The 24,488-nt window shown below is 55.2% G+C and carries 23 protein-coding genes; 5 read left to right on the top strand and 18 right to left on the bottom strand.

From position 1 onward, the window contains the following. Nucleotides 1-292: 292 nt before the first annotated feature. From AB5Y80_RS04520 to AB5Y80_RS04560, 9 genes are read right to left on the bottom strand one after another with little or no spacing between them, the layout of a single operon-like run. Nucleotides 293-1,045 carry a M48 family metallopeptidase gene (locus tag AB5Y80_RS04520; protein WP_134695569.1) on the bottom strand — a complete coding sequence of 251 codons (753 nt, stop codon included), beginning with the start codon at nt 1,043-1,045 and terminating at the stop codon, nt 293-295. Nucleotides 1,046-1,050: 5 nt separating this feature from the next. Further along, complete coding sequence (locus AB5Y80_RS04525) at nt 1,051-4,353, bottom strand: type I restriction endonuclease subunit R (protein WP_134695570.1); 3,303 nt, start codon at nt 4,351-4,353, stop codon at nt 1,051-1,053. Next, the gene (locus AB5Y80_RS04530; RefSeq protein WP_134695571.1) at nt 4,350-5,354 is read right to left on the bottom strand and encodes a virulence RhuM family protein; all 1,005 of its coding nucleotides are present in this window, start codon (nt 5,352-5,354) and stop codon (nt 4,350-4,352) included. Before AB5Y80_RS04530 ends, AB5Y80_RS04525 begins: the two co-directional genes overlap by 4 nt. 3 nt (nt 5,355-5,357) lie before the next feature. After that, nucleotides 5,358-5,984, bottom strand: coding sequence for an SLATT domain-containing protein (locus AB5Y80_RS04535; RefSeq protein ID WP_134695572.1), 627 nt, complete (start codon nt 5,982-5,984; stop codon nt 5,358-5,360). A 7-nt stretch (nt 5,985-5,991) separates the two neighbouring features. After that, nucleotides 5,992-7,290: a nucleotidyltransferase gene (locus AB5Y80_RS04540; protein ID WP_134695573.1), complete on the bottom strand. Its 1,299-nt coding sequence runs from the start codon at nt 7,288-7,290 to the stop codon at nt 5,992-5,994. Nucleotides 7,291-7,307: 17 nt separating this feature from the next. Further along, the gene (locus tag AB5Y80_RS04545) at nt 7,308-8,516 is read right to left on the bottom strand and encodes a restriction endonuclease subunit S (protein WP_134695574.1); all 1,209 of its coding nucleotides are present in this window, start codon (nt 8,514-8,516) and stop codon (nt 7,308-7,310) included. After that, nucleotides 8,513-10,051: a type I restriction-modification system subunit M gene (locus AB5Y80_RS04550; protein WP_134695575.1), complete on the bottom strand. Its 1,539-nt coding sequence runs from the start codon at nt 10,049-10,051 to the stop codon at nt 8,513-8,515. Before AB5Y80_RS04550 ends, AB5Y80_RS04545 begins: the two co-directional genes overlap by 4 nt. A 3-nt stretch (nt 10,052-10,054) precedes the next feature. Further along, a complete protein-coding gene (dinD, locus tag AB5Y80_RS04555) occupies nt 10,055-10,891 on the bottom strand; it encodes a DNA damage-inducible protein D (protein WP_134997016.1) in 837 nt (278 codons plus the stop codon). Further along, on the bottom strand, nt 10,888-11,478 hold the full coding sequence (locus tag AB5Y80_RS04560; protein WP_232098025.1) for a restriction endonuclease subunit S: 591 nt from the start codon (nt 11,476-11,478) through the stop codon (nt 10,888-10,890). Before AB5Y80_RS04560 ends, dinD begins: the two co-directional genes overlap by 4 nt. A gap of 248 nt (nt 11,479-11,726) precedes the next feature. Between AB5Y80_RS04560 and AB5Y80_RS04565 the strand changes: the two genes are divergently transcribed. From AB5Y80_RS04565 to repC, 3 genes are read left to right on the top strand one after another with little or no spacing between them, the layout of a single operon-like run. Then, a complete protein-coding gene (locus AB5Y80_RS04565) occupies nt 11,727-12,062 on the top strand; it encodes a helix-turn-helix domain-containing protein (protein ID WP_134695578.1) in 336 nt (111 codons plus the stop codon). 7 nt (nt 12,063-12,069) lie between these two features. After that, complete coding sequence (locus tag AB5Y80_RS04570; RefSeq protein WP_134695579.1) at nt 12,070-12,921, top strand: helicase RepA family protein; 852 nt, start codon at nt 12,070-12,072, stop codon at nt 12,919-12,921. A gap of 46 nt (nt 12,922-12,967) precedes the next feature. Beyond that, nucleotides 12,968-13,747, top strand: a complete 780-nt coding sequence (gene repC / locus AB5Y80_RS04575; protein ID WP_232098026.1) for a replication protein C, IncQ-type — start codon at nt 12,968-12,970, stop codon at nt 13,745-13,747. 294 nt (nt 13,748-14,041) lie between these two features. Here repC and AB5Y80_RS04580 read toward each other — a convergent pair whose 3' ends face one another. The 9 genes from AB5Y80_RS04580 to AB5Y80_RS04620 all read right to left on the bottom strand — a co-directional run bounded on the left by AB5Y80_RS04580 (nt 14,042) and on the right by AB5Y80_RS04620 (nt 21,619). Beyond that, the gene (locus AB5Y80_RS04580) at nt 14,042-15,181 is read right to left on the bottom strand and encodes a site-specific integrase (RefSeq protein WP_134695581.1); all 1,140 of its coding nucleotides are present in this window, start codon (nt 15,179-15,181) and stop codon (nt 14,042-14,044) included. Nucleotides 15,182-15,343: 162 nt separating this feature from the next. Continuing rightward, a complete protein-coding gene (gene mnmE / locus AB5Y80_RS04585; protein ID WP_010672278.1) occupies nt 15,344-16,705 on the bottom strand; it encodes a tRNA uridine-5-carboxymethylaminomethyl(34) synthesis GTPase MnmE in 1,362 nt (453 codons plus the stop codon). A gap of 109 nt (nt 16,706-16,814) precedes the next feature. Continuing rightward, complete coding sequence (yidC, locus tag AB5Y80_RS04590; RefSeq protein WP_010672279.1) at nt 16,815-18,461, bottom strand: membrane protein insertase YidC; 1,647 nt, start codon at nt 18,459-18,461, stop codon at nt 16,815-16,817. Between the two features lie 5 nt (nt 18,462-18,466). Continuing rightward, the gene (gene yidD / locus AB5Y80_RS04595) at nt 18,467-18,715 is read right to left on the bottom strand and encodes a membrane protein insertion efficiency factor YidD (protein WP_010672280.1); all 249 of its coding nucleotides are present in this window, start codon (nt 18,713-18,715) and stop codon (nt 18,467-18,469) included. Next, complete coding sequence (rnpA, locus tag AB5Y80_RS04600; protein WP_010672281.1) at nt 18,682-19,041, bottom strand: ribonuclease P protein component; 360 nt, start codon at nt 19,039-19,041, stop codon at nt 18,682-18,684. The genes yidD and rnpA overlap by 34 nt, the downstream gene beginning before the upstream one ends. Further along, a complete protein-coding gene (rpmH, locus tag AB5Y80_RS04605) occupies nt 19,041-19,175 on the bottom strand; it encodes a 50S ribosomal protein L34 (protein WP_005307156.1) in 135 nt (44 codons plus the stop codon). Before rpmH ends, rnpA begins: the two co-directional genes overlap by 1 nt. Before the next feature lie 269 nt (nt 19,176-19,444). Further along, nucleotides 19,445-20,179, bottom strand: a complete 735-nt coding sequence (locus AB5Y80_RS04610) for an amino acid ABC transporter ATP-binding protein (RefSeq protein ID WP_010672282.1) — start codon at nt 20,177-20,179, stop codon at nt 19,445-19,447. Nucleotides 20,180-20,191: 12 nt separating this feature from the next. Next, nucleotides 20,192-20,860 (bottom strand): amino acid ABC transporter permease, encoded by a 669-nt coding sequence (locus tag AB5Y80_RS04615; RefSeq protein ID WP_010672283.1) that lies wholly within the window; start codon nt 20,858-20,860, stop codon nt 20,192-20,194. Then, the gene (locus AB5Y80_RS04620) at nt 20,861-21,619 is read right to left on the bottom strand and encodes an amino acid ABC transporter substrate-binding protein (RefSeq protein ID WP_039040644.1); all 759 of its coding nucleotides are present in this window, start codon (nt 21,617-21,619) and stop codon (nt 20,861-20,863) included. A 310-nt stretch (nt 21,620-21,929) separates the two neighbouring features. Between AB5Y80_RS04620 and dnaA the strand changes: the two genes are divergently transcribed. Together dnaA and dnaN are read left to right on the top strand one after the other, a co-directional pair. Further along, nucleotides 21,930-23,300, top strand: a complete 1,371-nt coding sequence (dnaA, locus tag AB5Y80_RS04625; RefSeq protein WP_039040645.1) for a chromosomal replication initiator protein DnaA — start codon at nt 21,930-21,932, stop codon at nt 23,298-23,300. A gap of 83 nt (nt 23,301-23,383) precedes the next feature. Beyond that, nucleotides 23,384-24,487, top strand: coding sequence for a DNA polymerase III subunit beta (gene dnaN / locus AB5Y80_RS04630; RefSeq protein WP_039040646.1), 1,104 nt, complete (start codon nt 23,384-23,386; stop codon nt 24,485-24,487). Nucleotide 24,488: the final 1 nt, after the last annotated feature.

Here is a 24,488-nt window from a genome sequence, read left to right on the forward strand (position 1 = left end):
ACTATGGAATCCAGTGGCTTATTGACCAGTGGAATCAGCGCCCTCATCCCCGGCCAATCCCTGTCCAGTTCCCCTCCACATAACTATCTATCTGGAATCTTGGTGCGGATATTCCAGATAGTGGAAAGTCGGTTCAGAACGTGCCCCTGGAATCTTGATAAGGGCTTTCCTATCTATCTGGAATGTTAGGGGCGGGCTTCCCTATTGAAACCCGCTACCTTGGCCACTCCAAGCTGCGGGGTGGAAAGCAGGCGCGATGATTCCTATCTATCTGGAATAATGGTTTGCTCTTTCACACGGTGAGCAGCTGATGTGCCATCCCATCCAGCCTGGCTTTCGTCTTCTCCCACCCCGGCATCACTTGTCCCATCAGCCGGTAGAAGCGATCGCTATGGTTGTGCTCGGCGATGTGGCAAAGCTCATGGAGAATGACGTAATCAATGCACTCCCTCGGCGCCTTAACCAGGTGGGGGTTCAGGGTGATACGGCCATTGGGGGAACAACTTCCCCATTGGGTTTGCATGGTCAGTATGCGCAGTAGCGGACGTTCATCTACCCATAGTGCCTGCTCCAGCATGGCATCGAGGCGCTTGGCGAATAGTTCTCTGGCGCGGGCTTTGTACCAGTCAGCCAGCAGGGCTTTAACCTTGTGGGCGGACTTTGTTCGCACAGAAACCTCCAGCTTACCGCGCAGCAGCTTTACGCTTTGAAGCTGTTCGGGGGCCTCTATCACTTTCAGCAGGTATTGTTTACCCAAGTAGTAGTGGCTCTCGCCACTGATGTACTGGCGCGCAGTGGTGAACTCCAGCTGCTTGCGAAAGTCACGCAGCTGCTCATATATCCACCGGCCCCGTTTTTTTACAGCGGATAGAACGGCTTCGTTGTCGGCATCTTCGGGAGCAGATGCGATCACCCGGCAATCCGGATGCACCTTGATCAGTACCCTGCCCGTGGCTTGCAGGCGCTTTACTCGCTCAACGGTGATCTGCTCGTCGCCGTAGCGAAAGTGCATGGTCTGGTTATGAGGTTTTATCGGCACATTCATCTAACTTACAGTCCGCTCAAACCCACACGGGTGATCTGCACAATCATCTCAACAATGTTCTTGGCCTGGTCCATGCCGCCGCCAATGGCTTTGCATTCTTGGAACATTCGCGGCAGTAACTTCTTACGGATGTCGGCTTCGATGTTTTGCGGGTTGATGGAGTGCTCGGCAACGGACGTTTCTACCGCCTGGTCGATTTCAAAGGCGACCTTGACCCATTTGTCCTGCACTTGTTGGTCCATCACCGCCAAGGCGGCTGGCAGCACTTTCTTGAATACACCGAAGTAGGCCTGGGCGTGGCGATTGCCGGCAAACACATCGGGAATATCCCCCAGGCGCCTGTCTTGTACTTGCTCTTCAAACTCACGGAACAGCATGTACTGTTTCAGTGGGTGGTCGAACAGCTTTTCGGCTTCCTCAATGGCTTGACGCAACAAGGCTGAGAAGGCTTCCTGAGCGTAAGGGTCATCCCGTAGCTCCTGCTCAATCATGCGGGTTACGCGGGTCTTGATGATGTCGGTTTCGTTGCGGGTTTTATCTTCGCTCCAGTCTTGTGGCTGCGTCGATTGGCCCATCTTGCCCACTTCATACACGCCGTCGGGCTCTTTGACCTGTACACCCACCACATGCTTATCCAGCAGCTTTTTCACCTGATCGGCGTATTCGTCGTAGTCGATTCTTTCGCCAGCATCTTGCTGCACCAGTTGGCGTAGGCTGGAGAACTGCTTCACCGTTTCTTTGTAGTGGCGGCGGTCGGCATCGCTAAAGCTTTTATCTTCAAAGAAGGTGGCCGATTGCAGGGCGACTTTCAGACAACTGGCGAAGGCCGTTAGGGCTTCGTAGAAGTCTTCACGCACCTTTAGATGCACGTCAACCAGCTCTCCGCTCTCTCCCGGCGCTAAAGGCTTTTGCTCTTCAATCTTTGGAACCAGCACCTGGCGCAACTGTTCGATATCGTTCTTGTTTTTGACGCCATCGAATATGGCCCAGAGCTGCTTATAGAGCTGCGGCAGGCGCTTGTACTCGGTACTCATCTGGTTGTAGAGGCCAGCAATATCATTGATGTCGTAACCGCCCTGGGTACGGGAGGCCAGATCCTGATACTTGGCGATGGTGGTATCCAATTCCGCCAGAATGCCGCGATAGTCGATGAGCAGGCCAAACTGCTTCTTCGGATGCAGGCGATTTACCCGCGCAATCGCCTGGATCAGGTTGTGCTCTTTCAGCGGTTTGTCGATGTACAGCACAGCGTTTTTCGGCTCATCGAAGCCGGTGAGCAGCTTATCGACCACGATAAGGATCTTCAGAGAGTCATCTTTGTCGAAGCGCTCAATCAGATGTTTGGTGTAAGCCTGTTCGTCCTGGCTGCCAACGTTGTCTTTCCACCACTGGGTCACTTCCGGCGTGGCGGCTTCATCTATGGCGGTATTGCCTTCACGGCTGTCCGGGGGGCTCATTACCACGGCAGATTCAAACAAGCCTGCCTCATCCAGGTACTTTTTGTATTTGATGGCCGACAGCTTGCTGTCGCAGGCCAGTTGGCCTTTTAGACCGTCGTCGATGTTTTTAACGAAGTGGTTGGCGATATCCAGGGCAATCAGGCGGATACGGTCATCGGCGCTATACACTTGGCCTTTTTTGGCAAACTTGCGCTTCAGGTCGGCCTTTTGTTCGTCTGAAAGCCCCTCGGTGATGCGTTCAAACCAGCTGTCGATGGCGCGTTCATTCACGTCCAAGTCGGGAATGCGCTCTTCGTACAGCAGTGGCGTTACGGTCTTATCTTCCACGGCGCGTTGCATGGTATAGGCGTGGACAATGGGGCCAAATTTATTGGTGGTCTTGTCGTCTTTTAGCAGCGGGGTGCCGGTAAAAGCGACGAAAGCAGCATTGGGCAGCGCCTGCTTCATGCGGATGTGGTTTTCACCGCCTTGGCTGCGGTGGCCTTCATCAATCAGCACAATCACATCCGCGCTGTTGTTTACGCACTCCGGCAGTTTGGTGGCGGTATTAAATTTTTGGATCAGCGAGAAGACAATCCGCTCAGTGCCTTTGCCGATCTGTTCGGCCAGGCGTTTGCCAGAGGTGGCCATGGCGGCGGCTTTGTCCTTCTTACCGGCCAGTTCACCACCAGAGGCAAAGGTTTTGCTGAGCTGGTCTTCCAAATCTACCCGGTCGGTCACCACCACAATGCGGCATTGTTTCAGGCTGTCGTGCAGGATCAGCGCCTTACTTAAAAACACCATGGTGAATGACTTGCCCGACCCTGTGGTATGCCAGATCACGCCGCCTTCACGGCCGCCGGTGCTGCTGCGAGTATTGATGCGCTCAATCAGTCGCTTGATGCCGAACACCTGCTGATAACGGGCAACGATTTTGCCGGCCTTTTTATCGAACAAGGTAAAGTAACGGGTCATCTCCAATAGTCGGGCAGGGCTTAACAGGCTGATCAGCAGTTGATCTTGCCCGGTCACCGCCAACTCGCCCCCCGCGACAAGGCTTTGGTACCAGTCCAGGTCTTTTGCCGGGCGATGGCTGAAGAGGTTTGCCAACTGTGCGTCGTTAAGCGCTTTGTTCTTGGTGGTGTGCATCTGGGCATCACTGATGTCCTCTTCACGCCAGGCGGCCCAAAACTTAGCGGGCGTGCCACAGGTGCCATAGCGGCCATCATTGCCGTTAATAGACAGCAGCAGCTGGCTATAGGCGAACAGCAGCGGAATTTCGTCATGGCGCTGGTTACGCAGGCTTTGGGAAATGCCTTCGTCAATGGTGGGGCCTTTTTTGGCATTGCCATCGGGGCGTTTGGCCTCAATCACCACCAGCGGAATACCGTTTACAAAGCACACTATGTCGGGCCTGCGGCTTTCCACGCCGCCAGAGCGGGTAACGGTAAACTCTTCGGTAAACACAAAGCTGTTATTGGCCGGGTTTTGCCAGTCAATCAGCGCAACCGTCGGATTGACCTTTTTACCCTCCACAAACTCGGTCACGCTGATGCCATACAACAGGTGGTTGTACAGGCGCTCATTAGCCGTGAGCAGGCCCTCATTAAGGGCCGGGCTGCACACCTCGGCAATCAGGTTATCAATGGCCTTTTCAGACAGGGGGTAGCTTTTGCCAGCAAAAGTAAAGGTGCGCTTCTGGAGTTCACTGCGTAGCACCTGGCGTAAAACCACCTCATCGGCCTTGCCACCCCGGGCGGCCAACGCCTGTTCAGGAGAGAGGAAGGACCACCCCAGGTTGGTTAACAACGTCAGCGCCGGTAACTTGGCACTGTATTCTTCCTGAAATTTGGGGGCGGGTTGGGTCACTTTGTCTGCTTCCTTTTCTGGTTCAGGCGTTGCTCTAATCTTTCCAATTCCTTGAGTTCTTTTTTGTCTTCCGCCAGAGCCTCCTGCCTGCTGCGCTGCAAATGGAAAGCCTCGTAATGTTTGTGGGCAATTTGTTCCATCTGTTTTCGACTGATGCGCCCGGCGCTGTTGAGCAGTGGCTGCTCATTAAAATCCATAAACTTATCGACATACTCACGCCAATCTTGCAGGCGAAGATGGGCTTTGTTTTTCGCCCTGAACTCGGCGAACTCGAAGAACATGCTGACCAAGCGATTGAGGCTCTCCAATTCGTCTGCGTGCAGGTAATTTTTCGCGACCACCACATCGGCTTTGCGCACCTTATTGCCAGCAAAACTGGTGAGGTTCATGTTGGGCTTGGAGGGGGCTGCACGTTCGACAACCAGCTCCGCGGCGGTGTGGCCGGTCACGGCATAGAACAGCTTGTTTTGAACCTCGGCAAACAATAATCCCGTCTCTTTTTCGTTTGCCCGGTAGTCTTCAGATAACGCCAATAGGTCGCGAACCTTCTGATAGAAACGCTTCTCCGACGAGCGTATGTCGCGGATGCGTTCCAGCAGTTCATCAAAGTAGTCCCATTTAGGGTCTTTAAGGCGGTCGTCATCCATGGCGAACCCCTTGGTCAGGTATTCGCCCAAGGTACGTGTTGCCCACTGGCGAAATTGCGTGCCACGAGTCGAGCGTACCCGATAGCCCACAGCGATGATCATCGGCAGTGCGTAAAGCTGAGTCAGGTACTCTTTGCCATCCGCCGCAGTAGTCAACTTGGAGTTGACAACTGCCCCTTCAGCCAGCTCCCTGTCTGACAAAATGGCCTTCACGTGCTTGCTGATATTCTGCTTGCTGGTTTGGTACAACTCCGCCATTTCCAGTTGGGTTAGCCATACCTGCCCCCCCAGTTCACGCAGCACTAACTGGGATTGGCCATCGTCGGTTGTGTAGAGGATCAGGTCGTTATCCACTGGTTACTCCTCTGCTGCTTTATTCATTGCAGAGCAGAACAACTCAACGACATCATGCTGGAACCAAAAGTATCCGAGAGCACTCAGGGTACAGAGCAACAAAAACCACAACGATAGAGGGACTTTGTCTCTAAAAAGTCCGAACTTCAGTTGCTCATCAATCCAGTCTATCTGGTGTTCCCAAAAGAACTTGTAGTGTGCGTACCAGTTGCTCAAGAGAATTTGTTTGCTCATGCAGGAGGCGTAATATTTACTTTCCAGCTCTGATAGTTTTGCTTCAAAATCAGAAAAATCTGCCTGCTCATCCATAGCTTTCACATTCAAGTACAAAGCCTTCAATTCGTTAAGAATCTTCGTTAAAGAAACGCCGCATTGCGCATACTTTGCCTTTTCGTGGTCACATATGCTGACATAAAGTCCAATCACCCCTAGCACAACAAATCCGGAAGAGATCAATTTGGTCGGTGAGTTTTCTACCGCCAAAGAAATGATGCCAAAGGCCATTGATAGAAAGCTGATCAGTCCCGGCGCTTTTTCAATGATGTCATATGAAGCAAAATGCTTCTTGGCACCAAACCCTACGTCATAGCCTTTCTGGGCAATGCTTCGAAGCAAGTCATACTTTGTCATATAGGCCTCACTGAATAGGAACATCAATGGATGCACGAGCTACCACAACATCATTTTTAATCGCGTAACACTCAACAAAATGCTCGCCTTTAAATGAGGTTTGCTCATTCCTTCTCATGTGCCCTTCATCAGTCACTATTTGCCCTCTGATTTGGTCTTTTTTTTGTGCTTCCAGACCTCTGTTCAACACCTTCCATTTTATAGTGAATGGTGGCGGAACTTCTATATCCTCAACTCTAAATAAAAGCCTTTTATTTGCTAACAAGGGGATGCGTTGAGAAAGCATCTGATACAGGGTGTGTTCTCTAAAGCCATTTTGTGAAACGTCGCAATCCAGACGCATGTTGTAGCGAACATCAATGGGATATTGATCTTCGATGAACTCCTCTGTATCTCTCCAGGTTGCCAAGGCTTTTGCTACAGCTTCCTTGACTGCTTCGGCTTTAGGGAAATTGCTTCCGTAAACTTCACGCCATTTTTCATTTGCCTTGGCCGTACCTTCAGCATTTATTGCTTCAACACACAGGTCATAGGCTTCTTCGGCTTTTTTTCGGAAGTCTTTTTTGACTTTTACGTCCTGATTACTGCCGGGAGCCTGGTAGTGATCTTTTTTATCTTGGTCAGCAAGGAATTTAAAGAAATCTCTGCTTAACCAGTCAAAATACAAGTAGCTTTTGTCATCATAATCAGTCGTGGATTTCATGAAGTTGTAGGCCAGGGTATCGATGAGCAAACCTCCCATGGCGGCTCCGCTCTTGTTCTTCCAGGCTCTGGCCATCTTGCACAGCAGGCGAAGGTTTTTATTTTTCTCGTCGTTTAACTCTTTGACGGCTTTCATTTCCTGACGGGGCTTGGTCTTTTTCCAGCTACCACCATTTCCGGTATGAGGAAATTCAAAGTAACCTGACCCGTCGGAGTTATATCGATCGAATACCGGCTGAACTTCTACGTGAAAACTCTGATATTTCACAGAAACAACCAGCCCATCTACTTTTACGTCAGTAGAGGGATATCGAGACTTAATAGCTTCCTTTACGTCGGTTAGAAGCTTGGACTGCTTATGGTCTTTGTAATCATCCCATTTTGATGATGGCATGATGTAGACCATATCGAGATCCGATATACCTTTGATGCCGGTGTATCTGCCATATGAGCCAACCTGCAAAGAGTTCGCAGTGGTTGAGTCCGTCCCTCTGAATTTCAGATTCAAAGCCTTGGTAATCTGTTCGTAGCGTTGCTTGAACTGGTCAGATTTCTGAACCTTGATATTGTCGAGAAACTCTTTAAACATCTCCGATACGGACATAAACACTCCTTGTCTATTTAGTTAATTTGAACCCGACGCTTACCTGTCAATAGCTGCTGCATCAGGGCTTTTTTCTCCTGCTTTAAGGCATTGAGCTTCTGTTTTAGAGCAGTAATTTCCTCATCTGCGGTGGACAGTACGGCGGCGATTTTTTGTTGCTCGACGAAATTAGGCACCTTAATCTTCAGATTTTTTATGTCATCACTATTTATTGACTCGAAGGTACTTCCCTGGGATAGAGAGCCCCACTTCGGTTCGAACCAAAGGAGGAATTGATAGATAAAGCTTTGGTCAAAATTAGGCTTGGCATGCAATGCGGCTATTCCTCGACCAATACAAGCTTTATGCTCAGATATAGCGACGGTTCCAACAGGGGCTCGAACGCTTAGTAATATGTCACCGATTTCACACTCTTTTGTGATTTCAGAAGTAAAAATCCTTGGGGCCGAAATGCGATTTTTTATATCTGCATTTCCTTGAAGTAAAGGAAGACCAATTCCATTTTCGTTGTATGCTTCAGATTTAGGTGATGAGCCCATCACAATTACAGCCACATGAGACAAATGGTACGACTTCCACTCCCCACTAAATCTCACACCATTTTTGTCAAGCAGGCGCTTTTTGCCGGTGAGCAGTTGTTGCATCAGGGCTTTTTTCTGCTGCTGGCTGTTGGCGAGCAGTTGTTCGGTGGTGGTGATGGCCTTATCCCAGGTGGAGAGGATTTGGGCGATTTTATTTTGTTCGGGGAGCGGAGGAACAGGAACACTAATTTCTTGAGTTAGTTTTGTGTTGAATACACCCTGAGCACCACCTGCCGCCCCTGCATATATCTGTGATTTCCCATAGGGCGAAAGAAGGAAGTATGTGTAGAAGTCAGAGTTGGCATTTTTCGCTGACTTGTTCTTTATAATGATGGCATTAGCCATGTTTGCCATACCGCTAAGGCCGCTTACCTTGCAAACCATTCCAAGATTGGCACCAACTCTTGCAATCACTATGTCATCATTTTCAATTTGTGATTTTTTATTCTTATCATTGAATTCTTTCGTGACATGACGAATTTCATCATGACGAAAGTAACCATCTCGAATATTAAGCGTTCGATAAAATGGAATTCCCCTCGATGCATCACAGTAATGGTCGTTAACATTGCCAACGTATCCCACTACAATTTTTTTGAATAATTCGCCCAGAGGTCTTTTTTGCCAGCTATCTGGAAGTTTCATTGCAAACCACCTTGTGAGCTGTATCCCAACTCCTCAAGATACTTCGCCATCTCGATTTCCAACTCAACCAGTTGGGCTTTGAGTTGATCGCGTTCGGCGCGTACCGCCATCAGGTCAATTTCTTCCTCTTCTTCAAAGGTATCGACGTAGCGCGGGATATTGAGGTTGTAGTCGTTGTCCTGGATCTCTTTCAGGCTGGCCACATAGGCGTATTTATCGACATTGGCGCCGCCGTTGTAGGTGGCGACGATTTTCTTGATGTTGTCGTCGGTGAGCTGGTTTTGGTTTTTACCTGGCTTAAAGTCGCGGCTGGCGTCGATAAACATCACTTTGTCGTCGAACTTGTCTTTACGGAACACCAGGATGGCGGCGGGAATGCCGGTGCCGAAGAACAGCTTTTCCGGCAGGCCAATCACGGCGTCCAGCAGATTTTCGTCAATCAGCTTTTGGCGGATTTTGCCTTCGCTTGAACCCCGGAACAGCACGCCGTGGGGCACCACTACCGCCATGCGGCCGCTTTTGGGTTTGAGGGTTTCAATCATGTGCAGGATGAACGCATAGTCGCCTTTGGTTTTCGGCGGTACACCCCGGCGAAAGCGGCTGAACTTGTCGTGCTCGGCTTCGTCATGGCCCCATTTATCCAAGGAGAACGGCGGGTTGGCGGTAACGATATCAAACAGCATCAGCTCGCCGTTTTTGTCCAGCAGCTTAGGGTTACCGATGGTGTCGCCCCATTCGATTTTGTGGTTGTCTTCGCCGTGCAGGAACATGTTCATCTTGGCCAGTGACCAGGTGGAGCCGATGGCTTCCTGCCCGTAGAGGGCGTATTGCTTACTGCCGTGGTTGGCCACCACCTTGCGGCCACACTTCATCAAGAGGGAGCCAGAACCACAGGCCGGGTCGCAAATGCTCATGCCGGGTTCGGGGGCAAGCAGCTCGGCAATCAGATCAGAGACCTCCGGCGGGGTATAAAACTCACCGGCTTTCTGGCCGCCGCTGGCCGCAAAGTTTTTGATGAGATATTCGTAGGCGTTGCCGATCACATCCAGGGTGCCAACGCGACTGGGCTTGAGGTTGAGCTCCGGCTTGGCGAAGTCTTCCAAGAGGTGGCGCAAAATGGTGTTCTTCTGCTTCTCTTCACCCAGTTTGTCGGTGTTAAAGCTGATGTCCTGGAACACGCTTTTGCCGGCGTCTTTGAGTTTGGTGCCGTTGGCTTCTTCAATGGCGTGCAGGGCTTGGTCAATGCGCTCGCCGTTACCGGGTTCATGGCGGTGCTCCCACAGGGCGTAGAAGCTGGATTGCTTGGGCAGTACAAAGCGCTCGTTTTTCATCATCTCTTCGATGAGCTGTGGCTCGTCGCCGTACTGGGCTTTGTACTCGTCATAGTGGTCTTGCCATACATCAGAGATGTACTTCAAAAACAGCATGGTGAGGATGAAGTCTTTGTAGGTGTCGGCGCTGATGGTGCCGCGAAAGGTGTCACAGGCGGCCCACAGGGCTTTGTTAATGCTGTCTTGGTTGATTTTGTCGGTCACTGCTTAATCCTCTGACGATGTGTCCTGCAGCTTTTTGGCGGCAGATTCTATTTGTTTGATGCTGTTGTCCGGTGTGGGCAGGTTCTCGGGCATGGTGCCTCCCAACTCGGCTATGGTTTGGCGTACCTTTCGGCCAACCTCGAAGTGCGTTTCATTGGCCTGGCGTTTGCCCTGAACCTGATCGCGGCGCAGCTTTTCTTCTGTTTGGGTGGCGCGAAAGAGGTTGGCAGCCAGCTCGGTGGAGCCCATGTGATCCAGGATCTTCTGGCTTTTCTTCAGCCCTTTTTTGGCGTGAATAGCCTTTTGGTCCAGGCCGCCGTACAGGCCCTGATAACCGTGGTTTTGGAAGATGGCGAAATCCAGGCCTGTTGCCACACCCGCCTGCTGTGCCGCTTCGACCAGTTGCTTGTTATGCTCTTTCAGTTCATTGCGCAGGAATAGGCGTTTCTCGTCTTCCCTTAGTTGCTTGAAGGCTTCGTCGTCGGCGAGCTCCTGGCGGCGAGTTTGCACAGCAAAGTAGGTTTGCCCTGCTGCTATGACGGGTTTGGATGGATCGCCATTTTGTACCACCAGGTAGCAGGCGTAACGGGAGAGCTTTACGTCCTGCAGCTCGCGTTGGGCGCCTGAGCCAATAGTGACCAATGCGAGGATATCCTCGAAATGGTCTGAGGCAGGTAGGCCGCTGTTGTCACATGCCTCCTTGGCCTTGGTCAGCACCGGCAGGAAGTGGCGGTATTCGGAGTAGCCCAATAGTTTGGACAGAGCCCTGGCAGACCAATATTCAATGCCTCGCTCATCTAGCTGCTTGAGTTGCTCAAAAGGCTGATGCTGCTCGTTCATTGCTCTACCTCCTTGTTGAATAAGTCTGCGGCTATGGCATTCATCATGCGCTCGCCGTTCTCGATGAGCTTTTCTAGCAACCGCTGTTCTTCGCGCAGGGTATGGGCCATGGCGATGATACCGTGTTGCCTGGTGAGTGGCGGGACTGCGATGGGGGCCTCTTCCAGCACGGTACGGCGAATGCTCTTGGTGAGGGTGCCTTCGGCATGCAGTTCGAAGTAACGCTGGCAGGGCAGCTGATTGAGCTGCCAGGCAAGGAATTCCGGTATCAGTGCATCAGGTTGTGGCCGCACCACATAAAAGTGCGGGGCTGCAACAGCTGGCATTAGGGCATGCCGGGTATCAACCAGCACGGCATAGTTTTGATTGCCTCGCGCCGCGACCAGAATATCCCCGGTTTGCAGCCAGTCCGGCGCTTTCTTGCCCGTTGCTTCACTGCGCAAGCAGCCGGACCAATCGACACCAAACACTGACGAGGTGTCTTTCATCTGCACCACGGTCAGACTCCCCTCGGGGTGCTCAGGGATCTTGCCGCGAAACGGATAACCGGCGCTGATTGTGGCTATTTGATGCAGCTTTAATCTCACAAAATTTCTCGTCATCGTTAATGATGCTTTGGCCAGTGTCTATGATGAGACTCTGTTCCGTCAACACAAAGCTCGATCTTTTTTTGCATCAATGAAGATGAAGTTTTACGTATGGCTTTCACATGTGAAAGTTTCCCTCCGCAAAAAACGCTCTTGGTGCCCAAATCGGACAACTACAGCGACGAGGGTTTCGCCAAGCTCCCGGTACGCTCTTGCATGCTGATGTTTGTAACTAGGAGACCATCTGCATGCGCGAACAAAATCCGTCAGTTTACAGCGATCCTAATGGGACGATTCTGAAAGAGCTTTATGAGCTGAAACAGCTGGTACGCCAGCAAGGGCAGGCGCTGAAGGAGGTGCTTTGTGCCGAAGAGTGTGCCGAGCTGCTAGGGGTGTCAGTTGGTTATGTGTACCGGCTGACTAGCGAAAAACGCCTGCCGCATTACAAGCCCCAGGGTAAGAAGATCTACTTTAAGCGTGATGAACTGCTGGACTGGTTGCTCTCTCACCGTATCTCCCCAGATTCAGAGCTCACTGAGCATGTGGCTAAGCACGTGCGGCAAGCCCGTCATGGCGGGCTGTGAGGCTGTAATGGAGCGGGAGCTTATTGCATCTCACTGGCCTCTTGATCTTCAGGCGGCCTTTACCGAACCTCCCAAGCCAATCGACTTTGTCTTACCGGGGCTGCCGGTGGGCTGTGTCGGAGCCTTGGTGTCACCAGGCGGTGCCGGTAAATCCATGCTGGCACTGCAGTTGGCAATGCAGATAGCCGGCGGGCCGGACTGGCTCGATCTTGGCAAGCTGGAACAGGGAGCTGTGCTCTACCTGCCTGCCGAGGACCCTCTGCCGGTGCTACACCACCGCTTGTTCGCTTTGGGTCAGAACCTTGATGCAGGGCAGCGTGTGGCGCTTGAGCGTGACCTTAAGTTGATACCGCTTCAGGGAGCCAGCCCCAACCTGTTGGACAGCCAATGGCTGGAAGCGATTGCCCTTTGGGCTGAGGGCGTGAGGTTGATCGTTATCGACACCCTCCGGCGTTTTCATAATGCCGACGAGAACGCGGCCTGTGCCATGACGCAGGTGCTGGGTCAGTTGGAACGGCTGGCCATGGGGCAGGGATGCGCCGTGCTGTTTTTGCACCACACCAGCAAGTTGGCCGCCTTCCAGGAGGTTGGCGATCAGCAGCAGGCCAGCCGTGGTTCGTCTGTGCTGGTAGACAATGTCCGCTGGCAGGGCTACCTCGCCACCATGACCAGGAAGGAGGCGCAGCAGCTGAGCGTGTCGGCACAGCAGAGCCATCGCTACGTGCGGTTTGGGGTTAGTAAAAGCAACTATGTGCCGCCACTACCAGAGCGCTGGCTGGTGCGAGAAGAAGATGGCCTGCTGCGCCCTGCCAGGTTGGACGTAACACGCCGAGCGGGAGGCAAACGTGCCTTGCTTTGAATTGACCCATGCCCGGCACGACCATATGCACTGCCTGGCTCCAGGATTGTTCAGAGCCATCTCTCGTGGCCAGCGCCGCCGAGACAAGCTGGATGTGGTGTATCGATTCGGTGGGGGCAATCAGATTGAGTTTTCCGGGCCAGAGCCGCTGGGTGCCGATGACCTTCGCGTGCTTCAGGGGCTGGTTGCCCTGGCTGGTATCGAGGACTACAGCGCCATCATCGAACCCATTGCCGCTACTGGGGAGGGTAACACCTTACGGACCCTGTTAGAGCCTCGCTGGGCCGCCAATCAGCAACGCGTCTTGGTGGTCAAAAGCAGCCTGCGCAAACTGGCCAAGGAGGTTGGCTACGCCAACCCTCGTGACACCAACACGGTGCGCCGCTGTGTCGAGCGGTTGTGGAAGGTGTCAGTAATAGCGCAGGTGGCTGGCCAGCGCAGCGGTTTTCGTCTGCTGGCGAACTATGCCAGCGATGCCCTGACCGACGGGCTCTTTGTGGCGCTCAATCCTTTGCTGACCTCCGCCATTATGGGCACTGGTCGTCATGTTCGTATCGACATGACAGAAGTGCGGCGCCTGAATGGCAGCATCACCAGATTGTTGCATCAGCGGCTATGTGCCTGGGTCGATGGTGGCCAGAGTAGAGTGGTGCAATTAGACACCTTGGTCGCTTATGTCTTTCCTGAGGAGGCAAGCATGGCCACCCACCGCAAGCGGCAATCGCGAGTCCGCAAGGCACTGGATGAACTGGCTGAACTGGGTTGGTCAATAAATGAACATGCCAAGGGGCGGTTCACCATAGGCCGGCCTGCGCTATCACGATAATGGTCACAGACCATCACGAAAGTGGTCACAAAGCTCACGATAATGGTCACAAACCAATTGAGCGAAACCCAGGTGCTACTTGGGCTGCAGGGCGATCCTGAAATCCGATCTAGATTATCTAAGATCATCTACACCAGCGCTGGGTGGCGCCGGCGCTTTTGTTGGCTCTTCCTGGCCAGGTTCTGCCTCTTTTGGTAACTGGCCAAGCAACTGCTCCGCCTGCTGCCTGGCGGCTGCGACCACCTCAGGCTTCTCACAGGCCAGGATCTCGTCAAGGGTGCGTCCCATCTTCTATCACTCCAATACGTTGGGGAAATGGAGCATGGCATCTCGGCGCCGCGATTCAAGGATGTCGGCATAGATCTCGGTAGTTCTCAGCTCACTGTGCCCCAGCAAGCGGGAGAGGGCATAGATATCGACGCCGCGGTTAAGCTGGATGACGGCGAAGGTATGGCGTGCGCTGTGGAAGGTGACCTTCTTGGTGATCCCGGCCTGCAACGCCCACCGGGTGAGCTCCATGTTGTGCCAAGCCGAGTACTTGAGGCCCTTGAAGATCCGCTCTGTTGCCTTGCCTGGGCGCCCCATCAGCTGCATCGCCATGTCATTCAAATCCAGGTATTGCAGGCCGCTAGTCTTCTTCTGGGTGAAGACGATTCGGTAATGGCCGTAGAAGGGCTCAAGCTCTGCCCAGGTTAGCTTGTGAATGTCGGACCAGCGCAAGCCAGTGCAGCAGGAGAACAGAAAGGCGCGCTTAAGAACGTCATAGCGGCATTCGGCCTGGGCCAGGGCTCGTACCTCGTCTTCGGTCAGGTAAACGCGCTTGTTCTTCTCTCCCTGGATGACTTTGACGCGTCGTACCGGATTATCCATCAGCAGCCGCTCCTGCTCTGCTTGGTTCAGGGCTGCCCTCAACTTGTTGAAGTAGGCACTTTGGGTGTTGCGGCTCAGTGGCGTGCCGCTTTTGGTGCGGGCCTTGTGCATCAGGTAGTGCCGAAAACCCTCCAGGAACAGCTGATCGACCTCCTCGAAAGTCAAATCAGGCAGTTTATGGTACTGGCGCAAATGCTTGAGGGTAGACACCCAGATGGAATAGTTGCTCTTGCTGCCTGCCGCCTTTTGGTCGGTCACTTCCTGGAAGTACTCAAAGAAGCTGGCCTTGTGGGCGCTCGATAAATCCAGATGGTGTTTGCCGGTCTCGTATTCGAAGAGCCGCTTGGCGCGAATGGCTTCCGCTGCCCGCTGGGTTTCTTTGTTGTGAAGCCGCTGTGCCGGGGTACGCGGCTTGTCGTACAGGAAGAGATCCAGGGTCTCTCTGCTGCGCTTGTGCTTGCGGATGCCTGTGGCGGGATCAAGGTAGGAGCCGGCGTAGTAGGTTAAGCGCGCAGTGCGCTTGCCTTCGGCGTCCGGTGCGCGGTATTCGATGCTGATCTTCATGAGTGTCCCCCAAAAGTACCCCAAGAGGTTACTTCGGGGTACTCTCGGGGTAAATTCTCACGAAACAAGATCAGGTAAGAACAGCCAGTAAAAAACAAAGTCCAATATTTACAATGTCTTATGTTCTTTATGGCTGCTTTTTATTGCTGATTTTTCACCACATTACTTGCCGATGCAGAAGCTGGAGAAGATGCGGCCCAGCAGATCGTCGGAGCTGAACTCGCCGGTGATCTCGGACAGGGACTCCTGGGCCAGGCGCAGCTCCTCGGCTACCAGTTCGCCAGCCACATAGACCTCAAGCTGCTCCCTGGCTACCAGCAGCCGTTCGGCGGCGCGCTCCAGTGCGTCCAGGTGGCGGCGGCGGGCCATGAAGCCCCCCTCGGTATTGCCCTGGAAGCCCATGCAGGCCTTGAGGTGCTCGCGCAGGGCGGGCAGCCCCAGCTCGGTCTTGGCGGAGATGCGATAGACGGCGTGGCCCTGCTCCTGGCTCGGTGCCAGATCCTCGCCGGTCAGGTCCGCCTTGTTGCGCACCACGGTGAGGCCGATGTTTTTTGGCAACCGATCAACGAATTCCGGCCAGATATCGTGGGGATCGACGGCATCCGTGGTGGTGCCGTCCACCATGAACAGCACCCGGTCGGCCTGTTCGATCTCGGCCCAGGCACGCTCGATGCCGATCTGTTCCACCTTGTCCTGGGTATCGCGCAGGCCCGCGGTGTCGATGATGTGCAGCGGCATGCCATCCAGATGGATGTGCTCGCGCAGCACGTCGCGGGTGGTACCGGCGATCTCGGTGACGATGGCGGACTCGCGGCCTGCGAGGGCGTTGAGCAGGCTCGATTTGCCGGCGTTGGGGCGACCGGCGATCACCACCTTCATCCCCTCTCGCAGCAGGGCACCCTGCTTGGCCTCGCCGCGCACGTCGTCCAGCTCGGACATGATGGCGTAGAGGTCACCCGCCACCTTGCCGTCGGAGAGAAAGTCGATCTCTTCATCCGGGAAGTCGATGGCCGCTTCCACATAGATGCGCAGCCGGGTGAGACTCTCCACCAACTGCTGAACCTTGCCGGAGAACTGCCCCTGGAGGGAGTGCATGGCGCTGCGGGCGGCCTGCTCGCTGGAGGCTTCGATGAGATCGGCGATGGCCTCGGCCTGGGCCAGATCCAGCTTGTCGTTGAGGAAGGCGCGCTCGCTGAACTCGCCCGGGCGGGCGGGGCGGATGCCGTCGATCTGCAGGATGCGGCGGATCAGCATGTCGAGAATGACGGGGCCGCCATGGCCCTGCAGCTCCAGCACGTCTTCGCCGGTGAAGCTGTTGGGGGCCTTGAACAGCAGGGCGATGCCCTGATCCAGCGCCTGGCCCTGCTCGTCCCTGAACGGCAGATATTCGGCATAACGCACCCTGGGGAGCTTGCCGAGCACTATCTCGGCGACCCGCTCGGCGGCAGGGCCGGAGACGCGGACTATGCCGACGCCGCCACGGCCGGGGGCGGTGGCCTGGGCCACGATGGTATCTGTTGTCATCTTGCTTGACTCGCTGGTTGGCTGAATGAGTAAGAGGGTGGGGGACATTGTAATAAAAAAGGCGGCCCGAAGGCCGCCTCTTTTGTCATCAGGAAAGATGGGCTGCGCATCAGTTGCGTGAGTGCAGGCCTTTCTTCTCCAGCTGACGATAGATGATGGTCTGCTGGATGATGGAGATGACGTTGCTCACCAGCCAGTACAGAGTCAGACCTGCCGGGAACCAGAGGAACATGAAGGTGAAGATGATCGGCATGAACTGCATCACCTTCTGCTGCATCGGGTCCGTGATGGTGGTCGGGCTCATCTTCTGCAGATACCACATGGAGGCACCCATGAGGATTGGCAGCACGAAGAAGGGGTCCTTCACCGACAGGTCGGTGATCCACAGGGCGAACGGCGCGTGGCGCAGCTCGACAGACTCCATCAGTGCCCAGTAGAGGGCGATGAAGATGGGCATCTGTACCAGGATGGGCAGGCAGCCGCCCAGCGGGTTGACCTTCTCCTTCTTGTACAGCTCCATCATGCCCTGGGACATCTTCTGGCGATCGTCACCGAAGCGTTCCTTGAGCGCAGCCAGCTTGGGCTGGAGCATGCGCATCTTGGCCATGGAGGTGTACTGGGCCTTGGTCAGCGGGAACATGATGCCGCGCACCAGCAGGGTCAGCATGATGATGGCCAGACCCCAGTTCTGGACGAAACCGTGGAACACGGTTAGCAGCCAGTGCAGCGGTTGGGCGATGAACCAGAGCCAGCCGTAGTCGACGGTCAGATCCAGGTGGTTTGCCACCTTGGCCATCTGATCCTGCAGCTTGGGACCGATCCACAGCTTGCCGCTCACTTCGGCCTGCTGGCCGGCAGCGACGTCAACCAGCGGCGCCTTGTAGCCGATGATGGCCTGGTCCTTGCCCGGGATCACGCGGCTGTAGAAGCTGTTGGTGTCGTTGGCATTCGGGGCCCAGGCAGAGACGAAGTAGTGCTGCAGCATGGCGACCCAACCACCCTGGGTGGTCTTGTTCAGGTCGGCATCCTTCATCTCGTCGAAGGTGTACTTCTTGTAGCGGGAGTCTTCGCTGGAGAAGGCACCACCACGGTAGGCACTGGCCACCATGGCATGACCTTCCTGATCCTTCGGCGTGGTCATGGTCTGCTTCAGCTGACCGTAGAACTGTACCTGGACCGGCTCGGCAGACTTGTTGTCGATCTTGTAGTCGACGCCCACGGCGTAATCACCGCGCTTGAGCACGAACTCCTTGGTGAAGACCACACCCTTGCTGTCGGTCCAGGTCATCGGAACGACGACTTGATCCTGACCATCGGCCAGCTGATAGCTGGTCTGGGCGGCTTCATAGGTGGGACGACCCTGGGCCTGGCTGTCCGGACCATTGCGACCGACCAGACCGCTCTGGGCCACATAGAGGTGGGCAGGCTGGCTGGTCAGCAGGGTGAACGGCTGTTCCTTGCCTTCTTCCAGCTTGTGGGCCAGCAGCTCGGCAGAGACGATGTCACCGCCCTGGGTGTCCAGGGTCAATTTGAGCACGTCGGAGGAGACGGTGATCAGCTTGCGCGCGGCGTTACCATTTGCTTGCTCGGAAACCTGAGGAATATCACCGGTCTGACCGGCTTCAGGTACGAAATGTTCGGTTTGGGCCACGGTAGTCGGGGCCGGCTTCGGAGCCTTGTCGGACTCCCACTGTTGCCAGAGCAAGAAGCTCACGAACAGCAAACCGATCAGGAGTAAATTGCGTTGTGATTCCATAGTCTTCAGTTTCTTCGCTTTGGTTGCGGAACCGGGTCATAACCACCCTCGGATAAGGGATGGCATTTTAATAGACGTTTGCTGGCTAACCAAACGCCTTTTATGAAACCGTGAAGTCGGATTGCTTCTATCGCAAATTGGGAACAAGTCGGGGTGAAACGGCAGCGCGGCCCGAGCAGGGGACTAATGATTAGCTGATACAGGCGTATCAGTTTGATTGCTACCCATTGCAACGGCGTGACAGAGTGCGCCATAGCTTTTCCAGTAACTTGAACAGCGCTTCGTTGTCCATCTCCTTCACGCCACCCTTGGCGATCACGACGATGTCGATAGCGGGCAGATTGGCTTGATTGAGGCGAAAACTTTCCCGAACCACTCGTTTTACACGGTTGCGCCAGACGGCACGCTTGAGCGCCTTTTTGGGCACGGCGAGGCCAAGACGGGGGTGTTCGAGGGAGTTGGGGCAAGCAAGAAGCGTAATTTGCGGAGAAGCGGCCCGGACAGGCTCGGCGAAAACGCGTTTGAAGTGTTCGGGAGTTAACAGACGTAACTCCCGAGAGAAGGTGTGCTGGGTAGGCATTAGACTACCAGGCGGGCACGACCCTTGGCACGACGAGCGGCCAGAACTTTGCGGCCGTTGGCAGTAGCCATGCGAGCGCGGAAACCGTGAGAGCGCTTGCGCTTCAGGTTGGACGGTTGAAAAGTACGTTTCATGATTCGATTCCGTATTTCTGTACAGTTTTGATTGTCACACTTAGCCGACGCGCCAGCTATAGCGTGTGACGACTAGCAAAAGAGGCCGAATTCTAAACAGAGTTCAGCTTCTCGTCAATCCGCCGTTCCTTTCCATCTCGCCCCGTTCGTCGACCGAGCGGGATAATCTGGCAGGATCCGGAGGATCAAGGGCCCCGAATTATACTGGCAACCCGGGGTTAAACAAGGATCCCTCAAGAAAAAAGGCGGCCAGGCCGCCAAAGAGAGAGCTATTTAAGTACTTTGCGCAGGAACTCCCGGGTACGGGGATCCTGCGGATCGACCAATATCTGATCCGGCGGGCCCTGCTCCACGATCCGGCCTCCTTCCATGAAGATCACCCGATCGGCGACATCACGGGCAAACTCGATCTCGTGGGTCACCACCACCATGGTCTGGTGCTGGCGGGCGAGCTGCTTCATCAGGCCCAGCACCTCGTCGACCCACTCGGGATCGAGGGCGGAGGTGGGCTCGTCAAACAGGATCACCTTGGAGTGGGCCGCCATGGCCCGGCCGATGCCGACGCGCTGTTGCTGGCCGCCGGAGAGGGAGGCCGGGTAGGCATCCTGTTTCTCGGCGAGGCCGATGTCCTTGAGGATGCCCAGGGCAGTGGCACGAGCCTCCGCCTTCGGCTGTTTCCAGACGGTGATCAGCCCCTCGGCGATGTTGTCCAGCGCCGTCTTGTTGGCGAACAGGGCGTAGTTCTGGAACACGAAAGAGGCGCGTTTGCGCAGTTCGATGGCCTGCTGGTCGCTGGCCTTGGCCAGATCCACGGCGAGGTCATCGATGACGAGCCGCCCTGCATCCGGGGTTTCCAGCAGGTTGAGGCAGCGCAGCAGAGTCGACTTGCCGGTACCGGAGGGGCCGATGATGACGACAATCTCCCCCTTCTTTACCTCAAGATCGATGCCGTTGAGCACCTGATTTCCGTCATAGGCCTTGGAGAGACCCGTTAGGTTGATCATGACAGGCCTCCTTTAATAAGCACGGTTCAGCCGCACTTCCAGCAGATGCTGCAAGCGGGTGAAGAAGATGACCACCACCCAGTAGATCAGCGCCACCGCCATGAAGCTCTCGAAGAACTTGAAGGAGGAGGCCGCTTCCATCTGGGCCTTGCCCATGATCTCCGCCACACCCAGGGTAAACGCCAGGGAGGTGCTCTTGATCATGTCGATGAAGTAGTTCATCAGCGATGGTGTCGCGATGCGGGCCGCCTGGGGCAGGATGATCCGCTGCATCGCCTGCAGCCGACTCATGCCGATGCTGAGGGCGGCTTCCATCTGGCTCTTGTGGATGCCGAGAATGGCTGCCCGGATCGACTCGGCCATGTAGGCGGCAAAGTGCAGGGTCAGGCCGATGATGGCGGCGGTAAAGGCATCCATCCCCACGAAGATGGGGAAGAGCTGCGGCAGCCCGTAATAGAGCAGGAACAGCTGGACGAGCAGCGGTGTACCCCGGAAGAACGAGATATACAGCATCGCCAGCCAGTGAAGTGCGGGAACGCGAAACACCCGTACTATCGCCAGGATCAGCGACAGTACGAGTGCCAATACGAATCCCCACAGGGCCATTTCCATCGTGGTGCCCAGGTATTTGAGCAGGATGGGAAACAGCCCTAGCGTGTACTCGAGGTCAAATTCCATCATTTATTTGCTGGTGATGTCCGCTGCGAACCATTTTTCGGAGATTTTGGTCAGGGTGCCGTCTTTGCGCATGGCGGTGAGGGCATCGTCAACCTTCTTCAGCACGGCCTGCTTCTCCGGGGTCTTCAGGAAGGGCAGGGCATTCTCGATGGTTTCGAACGGTGCACCTGCCTGTTGCAGCGGCAGCTTGGATTCCTTGATCAGCTGGGCGGTGGAGACGCGGTCCATCACGAAGGCGTCGATGCGGCCCAGGGCGACATCCTGCTCGAAGGCGGAGTCATAGGTGCGGATGTCGATCTTCTTGTTGGGGTCGTTCTTGCGCAGCAGCTCTTCGAAGTTGGAGCCCAGGTTGACGGCGACCTTCTTGCCTTCCAGATCCTTGATGCCGTGGATGGTGTTGTTGCCCTTGCGGACCACGATCTGGGCACCGTCATAGACATAGGGCTGGGAGAAGGCGTACTTGGCCTTGCGCTCGTCGGTGATGGTGATCTGGTTGGAGATGGTGTCAACGCGGCCGGTTTCCAGCATGCCGAACAGGCCGGAGAAGCTGGCGGTCACGAACTCGACCTTGTAGCCGGTGCGCTCACCGATCTGGTTCCACATGTCCACCTCGAAGCCCTGCAGCTTGTCCTGCTTGACGAAGGTGAACGGGAAATATTTGCCGGACATGCCGACCTTGATGGTTTCCTGGGCGATGGCCTGGCCGGACAGGCTGGCCAGCAGAATGGCGGCGCCGGAAATCAGTTTGATGGTGGATTTCATGGGGATTCCTCTCTCTGTAGTGCTGTATTTTTAGTTGTAATCACGGGTTGGCGCTGATGTTATTGGAATAAAATATAAAAAATAAATGATATTTGGTTATATAAAATAACTATGGTCGCAGCGCGCCATTCTGTCCACATTGACGATATCCGGCTGTGGGTAACTTTGGGGATGAAATGGGATCCTGGGGCGTTGGATCCTTGAAAGTCAAGGATCTTATTTGCTGGATCCGTGCGGCAGCAACTGGAGATCCGGCCACTAAAAACGTAGAATAGCCGGTCTTTACTTAATCAATTGACGGGAGTCTAGAGTGACTGCTTCGCTATGGCAGCAGTGCCTTAACCGGCTGCAAGATGAGTTGCCCTCGGCAGAATTCAGCATGTGGATCCGGCCGCTTCAAGCGGAGTTGAGTGACAATACTCTGACCCTGTATGCACCGAACCGCTTCGTTCTGGACTGGGTACGCGACAAGTACCTGCTCCGGGTCAACGGCATCATCAACGAGCTGTGCGGAGCCGACGCTCCCACCCTGCGTTTTGATATCGGCAATCGCCCTCATCCCGTCGCTGTCGCCAGGGCGCCAGCCCGTGGTGTCGATCCTGTGAATAACTCTCCCAAGAGCTGGGAAAACAAGGCCGAAAACAAGCCCGAGCCAAACCACAAGAGCAACACCAACGTGAACTATACCTTCGAGAATTTCGTCGAGGGTAAGTCCAACCAGCTGGCCCGTGCGGCCGCCCGTCAGGTGGCCGACAATCCGGGTGGTGCCTACAACCCGCTGTTCCTCTATGGCGGCACTGGCCTTGGCAAGACCCACCTGCTGCACGCCGTTGGCAATGCCATCAAGGATCGCAAGAAAGACGCCAAAGTCATCTACATGCACTCCGAACGGTTCGTGCAGGACATGGTGAAGGCGCTGCAGAATAACGCCATTGAAGAGTTCAAGCGTTATTACCGTAGCGTCGATGCCCTGCTCATCGATGACATCCAGTTCTTCGCCAACAAGGAGCGCTCCCAGGAGGAGTTCTTCCACACCTTCAACGCCCTGCTTGAAGGCAACCAGCAGATCATCCTGACCTCGGACCGTTATCCGAAAGAGATCAACGGGGTGGAAGATCGTCTCAAGTCCCGCTTCGGCTGGGGCCTGACGGTGGCGATCGAACCGCCGGAGCTGGAGACCCGGGTTGCCATCCTGATGCGCAAGGCGGACGAGAACCAGATCCATCTGCCGGACGAAGTGGCCTTCTTCATCGCCAAACGGCTGCGCTCCAACGTCCGTGAACTGGAAGGCGCCCTCAACCGGGTGATCGCCAACGCCAACTTCACCGGCCGCGCCATCAACATCGACTTCGTGCGCGAGGCGCTGCGCGATCTCCTGGCCTTGCAGGAGAAGCTGGTCACCATCGACAACATCCAGAAGACGGTGGCGGAGTACTACAAGATCAAGCTGGCGGATCTGCTCTCCAAGCGTCGCTCCCGTTCCGTTGCCCGCCCGCGCCAGCTGGCGATGGCGCTGGCCAAGGAGCTGACCAACCACAGCTTGCCTGAGATAGGGGATGCCTTTGGTGGCCGTGACCACACCACGGTTCTTCATGCCTGCCGCAAGATCGAGCAGCTGAAGGAAGAGAGTCACGACATCAAGGAAGACTATTCCAACCTGATCCGTACCCTTTCTTCCTGATAACGGAACGGAGTGCACAGATGCAGATTGCATGTTCCAGCCTGATCCGAATCCTTTCCTCCCAATAACAACGGAGAGCACAGATGCAGCTCGAAATTAGCCGTGAGGCCCTGTTACGTCCCCTGCAACTGGTGTCTGGTGCCCTGGGTGGCCGGCCGACCCTGCCCATCCTCGGCAACGTCCTGCTCGATGTCAGCAATGGCCTGCTGTCGCTGACCGGGACCGATCTCGAGGTGGAGATGATCGGACAGGTCTATCTCAACAGCGACAGCCAGGATGGCCGCACCACAGTGCCGGCGCGCAAGCTGCTGGACATCTGTCGCGGTCTGCCGGAGGGGGCGGAGATCCGTCTCAGCACCGAGGGAGAGCGCCTTATCATCCGGTCCGGCCGCTCCCGCTTCAACCTGTCGACCCTGCCGGCGACCGAATACCCGAACATCGAGGATTGGGAATCCGTGCTCGAGTTCGACATCAGCCAGCTGGAGCTGAAAAAACTCATCGACGCGACCCAGTTCTCCATGGCGAGCCAGGACGTGCGCTACTACCTGAACGGCATGCTGTTCGAGAGCGAAGGCCACGGCCTGCGTACCGTGGCGACGGACGGTCACCGGCTGGCCACCTGCCGCCGCGAGGTGGTAGGGGAATCGCTGCCCGATCATCAGGTCATCCTGCCGCGCAAAGGGGTGCTGGAGCTGGTGCGCCTGCTGGAAGCGGAAGACAAGCCGGTACGGCTGCAAGTGGGCCGCAGCAACCTGCGCGCCGCCCTGGATGGCTTCATCTTCACCTCCAAGCTGGTGGATGGCCGTTTCCCGGACTGGCGCCGCGTCATCCCCCGGGGGAGTGACAAGGCCCTGATCGCCGGTCGCGAGGATCTGCGCCAGGCCTTTGCCCGTGCCGCCATCCTCTCCAACGAGAAATTCCGTGGGGTGCGTCTCAATCTGCAGGAAAACCTGCTGCGCATCACCGCCAACAACCCGGAACAGGAAGAAGCCGAAGAGCTGCTTGACGTACAATACGCCGCTGGCGAGATGGAGATCGGCTTCAACGTCTCCTATGTGCTGGACGTGTTGAATACGTTAAAATGTGACCAAATCCGGATCAGCCTGAGCGATTCCATCAGCAGCGCCATTATTGAGGATTTTGAGAACCAAGATGCCCAGTACGTGGTGATGCCGATGCGGATCTAGT

This window comes from Aeromonas sp. R2-1, assembly GCF_040908425.1.
GTDB classification, from domain to species: domain Bacteria; phylum Pseudomonadota; class Gammaproteobacteria; order Enterobacterales; family Aeromonadaceae; genus Aeromonas; species Aeromonas caviae.

Bases quoted from the DNA above. Each gene is read 5' to 3' on its own strand.
- rpmH (WP_005307156.1), bottom strand. From the start codon at position 19,175: ATGAAACGTACTTTTCAACCGTCCAACCTGAAGCGCAAGCGCTCTCAC.
- AB5Y80_RS04540 (WP_134695573.1), bottom strand. From the start codon at position 7,290: ATGTCCGTATCGGAGATGTTTAAAGAGTTTCTCGACAATATCAAGGTT.
- dinD (WP_134997016.1), bottom strand. From the start codon at position 10,891: ATGAACGAGCAGCATCAGCCTTTTGAGCAACTCAAGCAGCTAGATGAG.
- yidC (WP_010672279.1), bottom strand. From the start codon at position 18,461: ATGGAATCACAACGCAATTTACTCCTGATCGGTTTGCTGTTCGTGAGC.
- mnmE (WP_010672278.1), bottom strand. From the start codon at position 16,705: ATGACAACAGATACCATCGTGGCCCAGGCCACCGCCCCCGGCCGTGGC.
- rnpA (WP_010672281.1), bottom strand. From the start codon at position 19,041: ATGCCTACCCAGCACACCTTCTCTCGGGAGTTACGTCTGTTAACTCCC.
- AB5Y80_RS04520 (WP_134695569.1), bottom strand. From the start codon at position 1,045: ATGAATGTGCCGATAAAACCTCATAACCAGACCATGCACTTTCGCTAC.
- AB5Y80_RS04615 (WP_010672283.1), bottom strand. From the start codon at position 20,860: ATGATGGAATTTGACCTCGAGTACACGCTAGGGCTGTTTCCCATCCTG.
- AB5Y80_RS04580 (WP_134695581.1), bottom strand. From the start codon at position 15,181: ATGAAGATCAGCATCGAATACCGCGCACCGGACGCCGAAGGCAAGCGC.
- AB5Y80_RS04620 (WP_039040644.1), bottom strand. From the start codon at position 21,619: ATGAAATCCACCATCAAACTGATTTCCGGCGCCGCCATTCTGCTGGCC.
- AB5Y80_RS04535 (WP_134695572.1), bottom strand. From the start codon at position 5,984: ATGACAAAGTATGACTTGCTTCGAAGCATTGCCCAGAAAGGCTATGAC.
- AB5Y80_RS04545 (WP_134695574.1), bottom strand. From the start codon at position 8,516: ATGAAACTTCCAGATAGCTGGCAAAAAAGACCTCTGGGCGAATTATTC.
- yidD (WP_010672280.1), bottom strand. From the start codon at position 18,715: ATGGCGCACTCTGTCACGCCGTTGCAATGGGTAGCAATCAAACTGATA.
- AB5Y80_RS04570 (WP_134695579.1), top strand. From the start codon at position 12,070: ATGGAGCGGGAGCTTATTGCATCTCACTGGCCTCTTGATCTTCAGGCG.
- AB5Y80_RS04565 (WP_134695578.1), top strand. From the start codon at position 11,727: ATGCGCGAACAAAATCCGTCAGTTTACAGCGATCCTAATGGGACGATT.
- dnaN (WP_039040646.1), top strand. From the start codon at position 23,384: ATGCAGCTCGAAATTAGCCGTGAGGCCCTGTTACGTCCCCTGCAACTG.
- AB5Y80_RS04610 (WP_010672282.1), bottom strand. From the start codon at position 20,179: ATGATCAACCTAACGGGTCTCTCCAAGGCCTATGACGGAAATCAGGTG.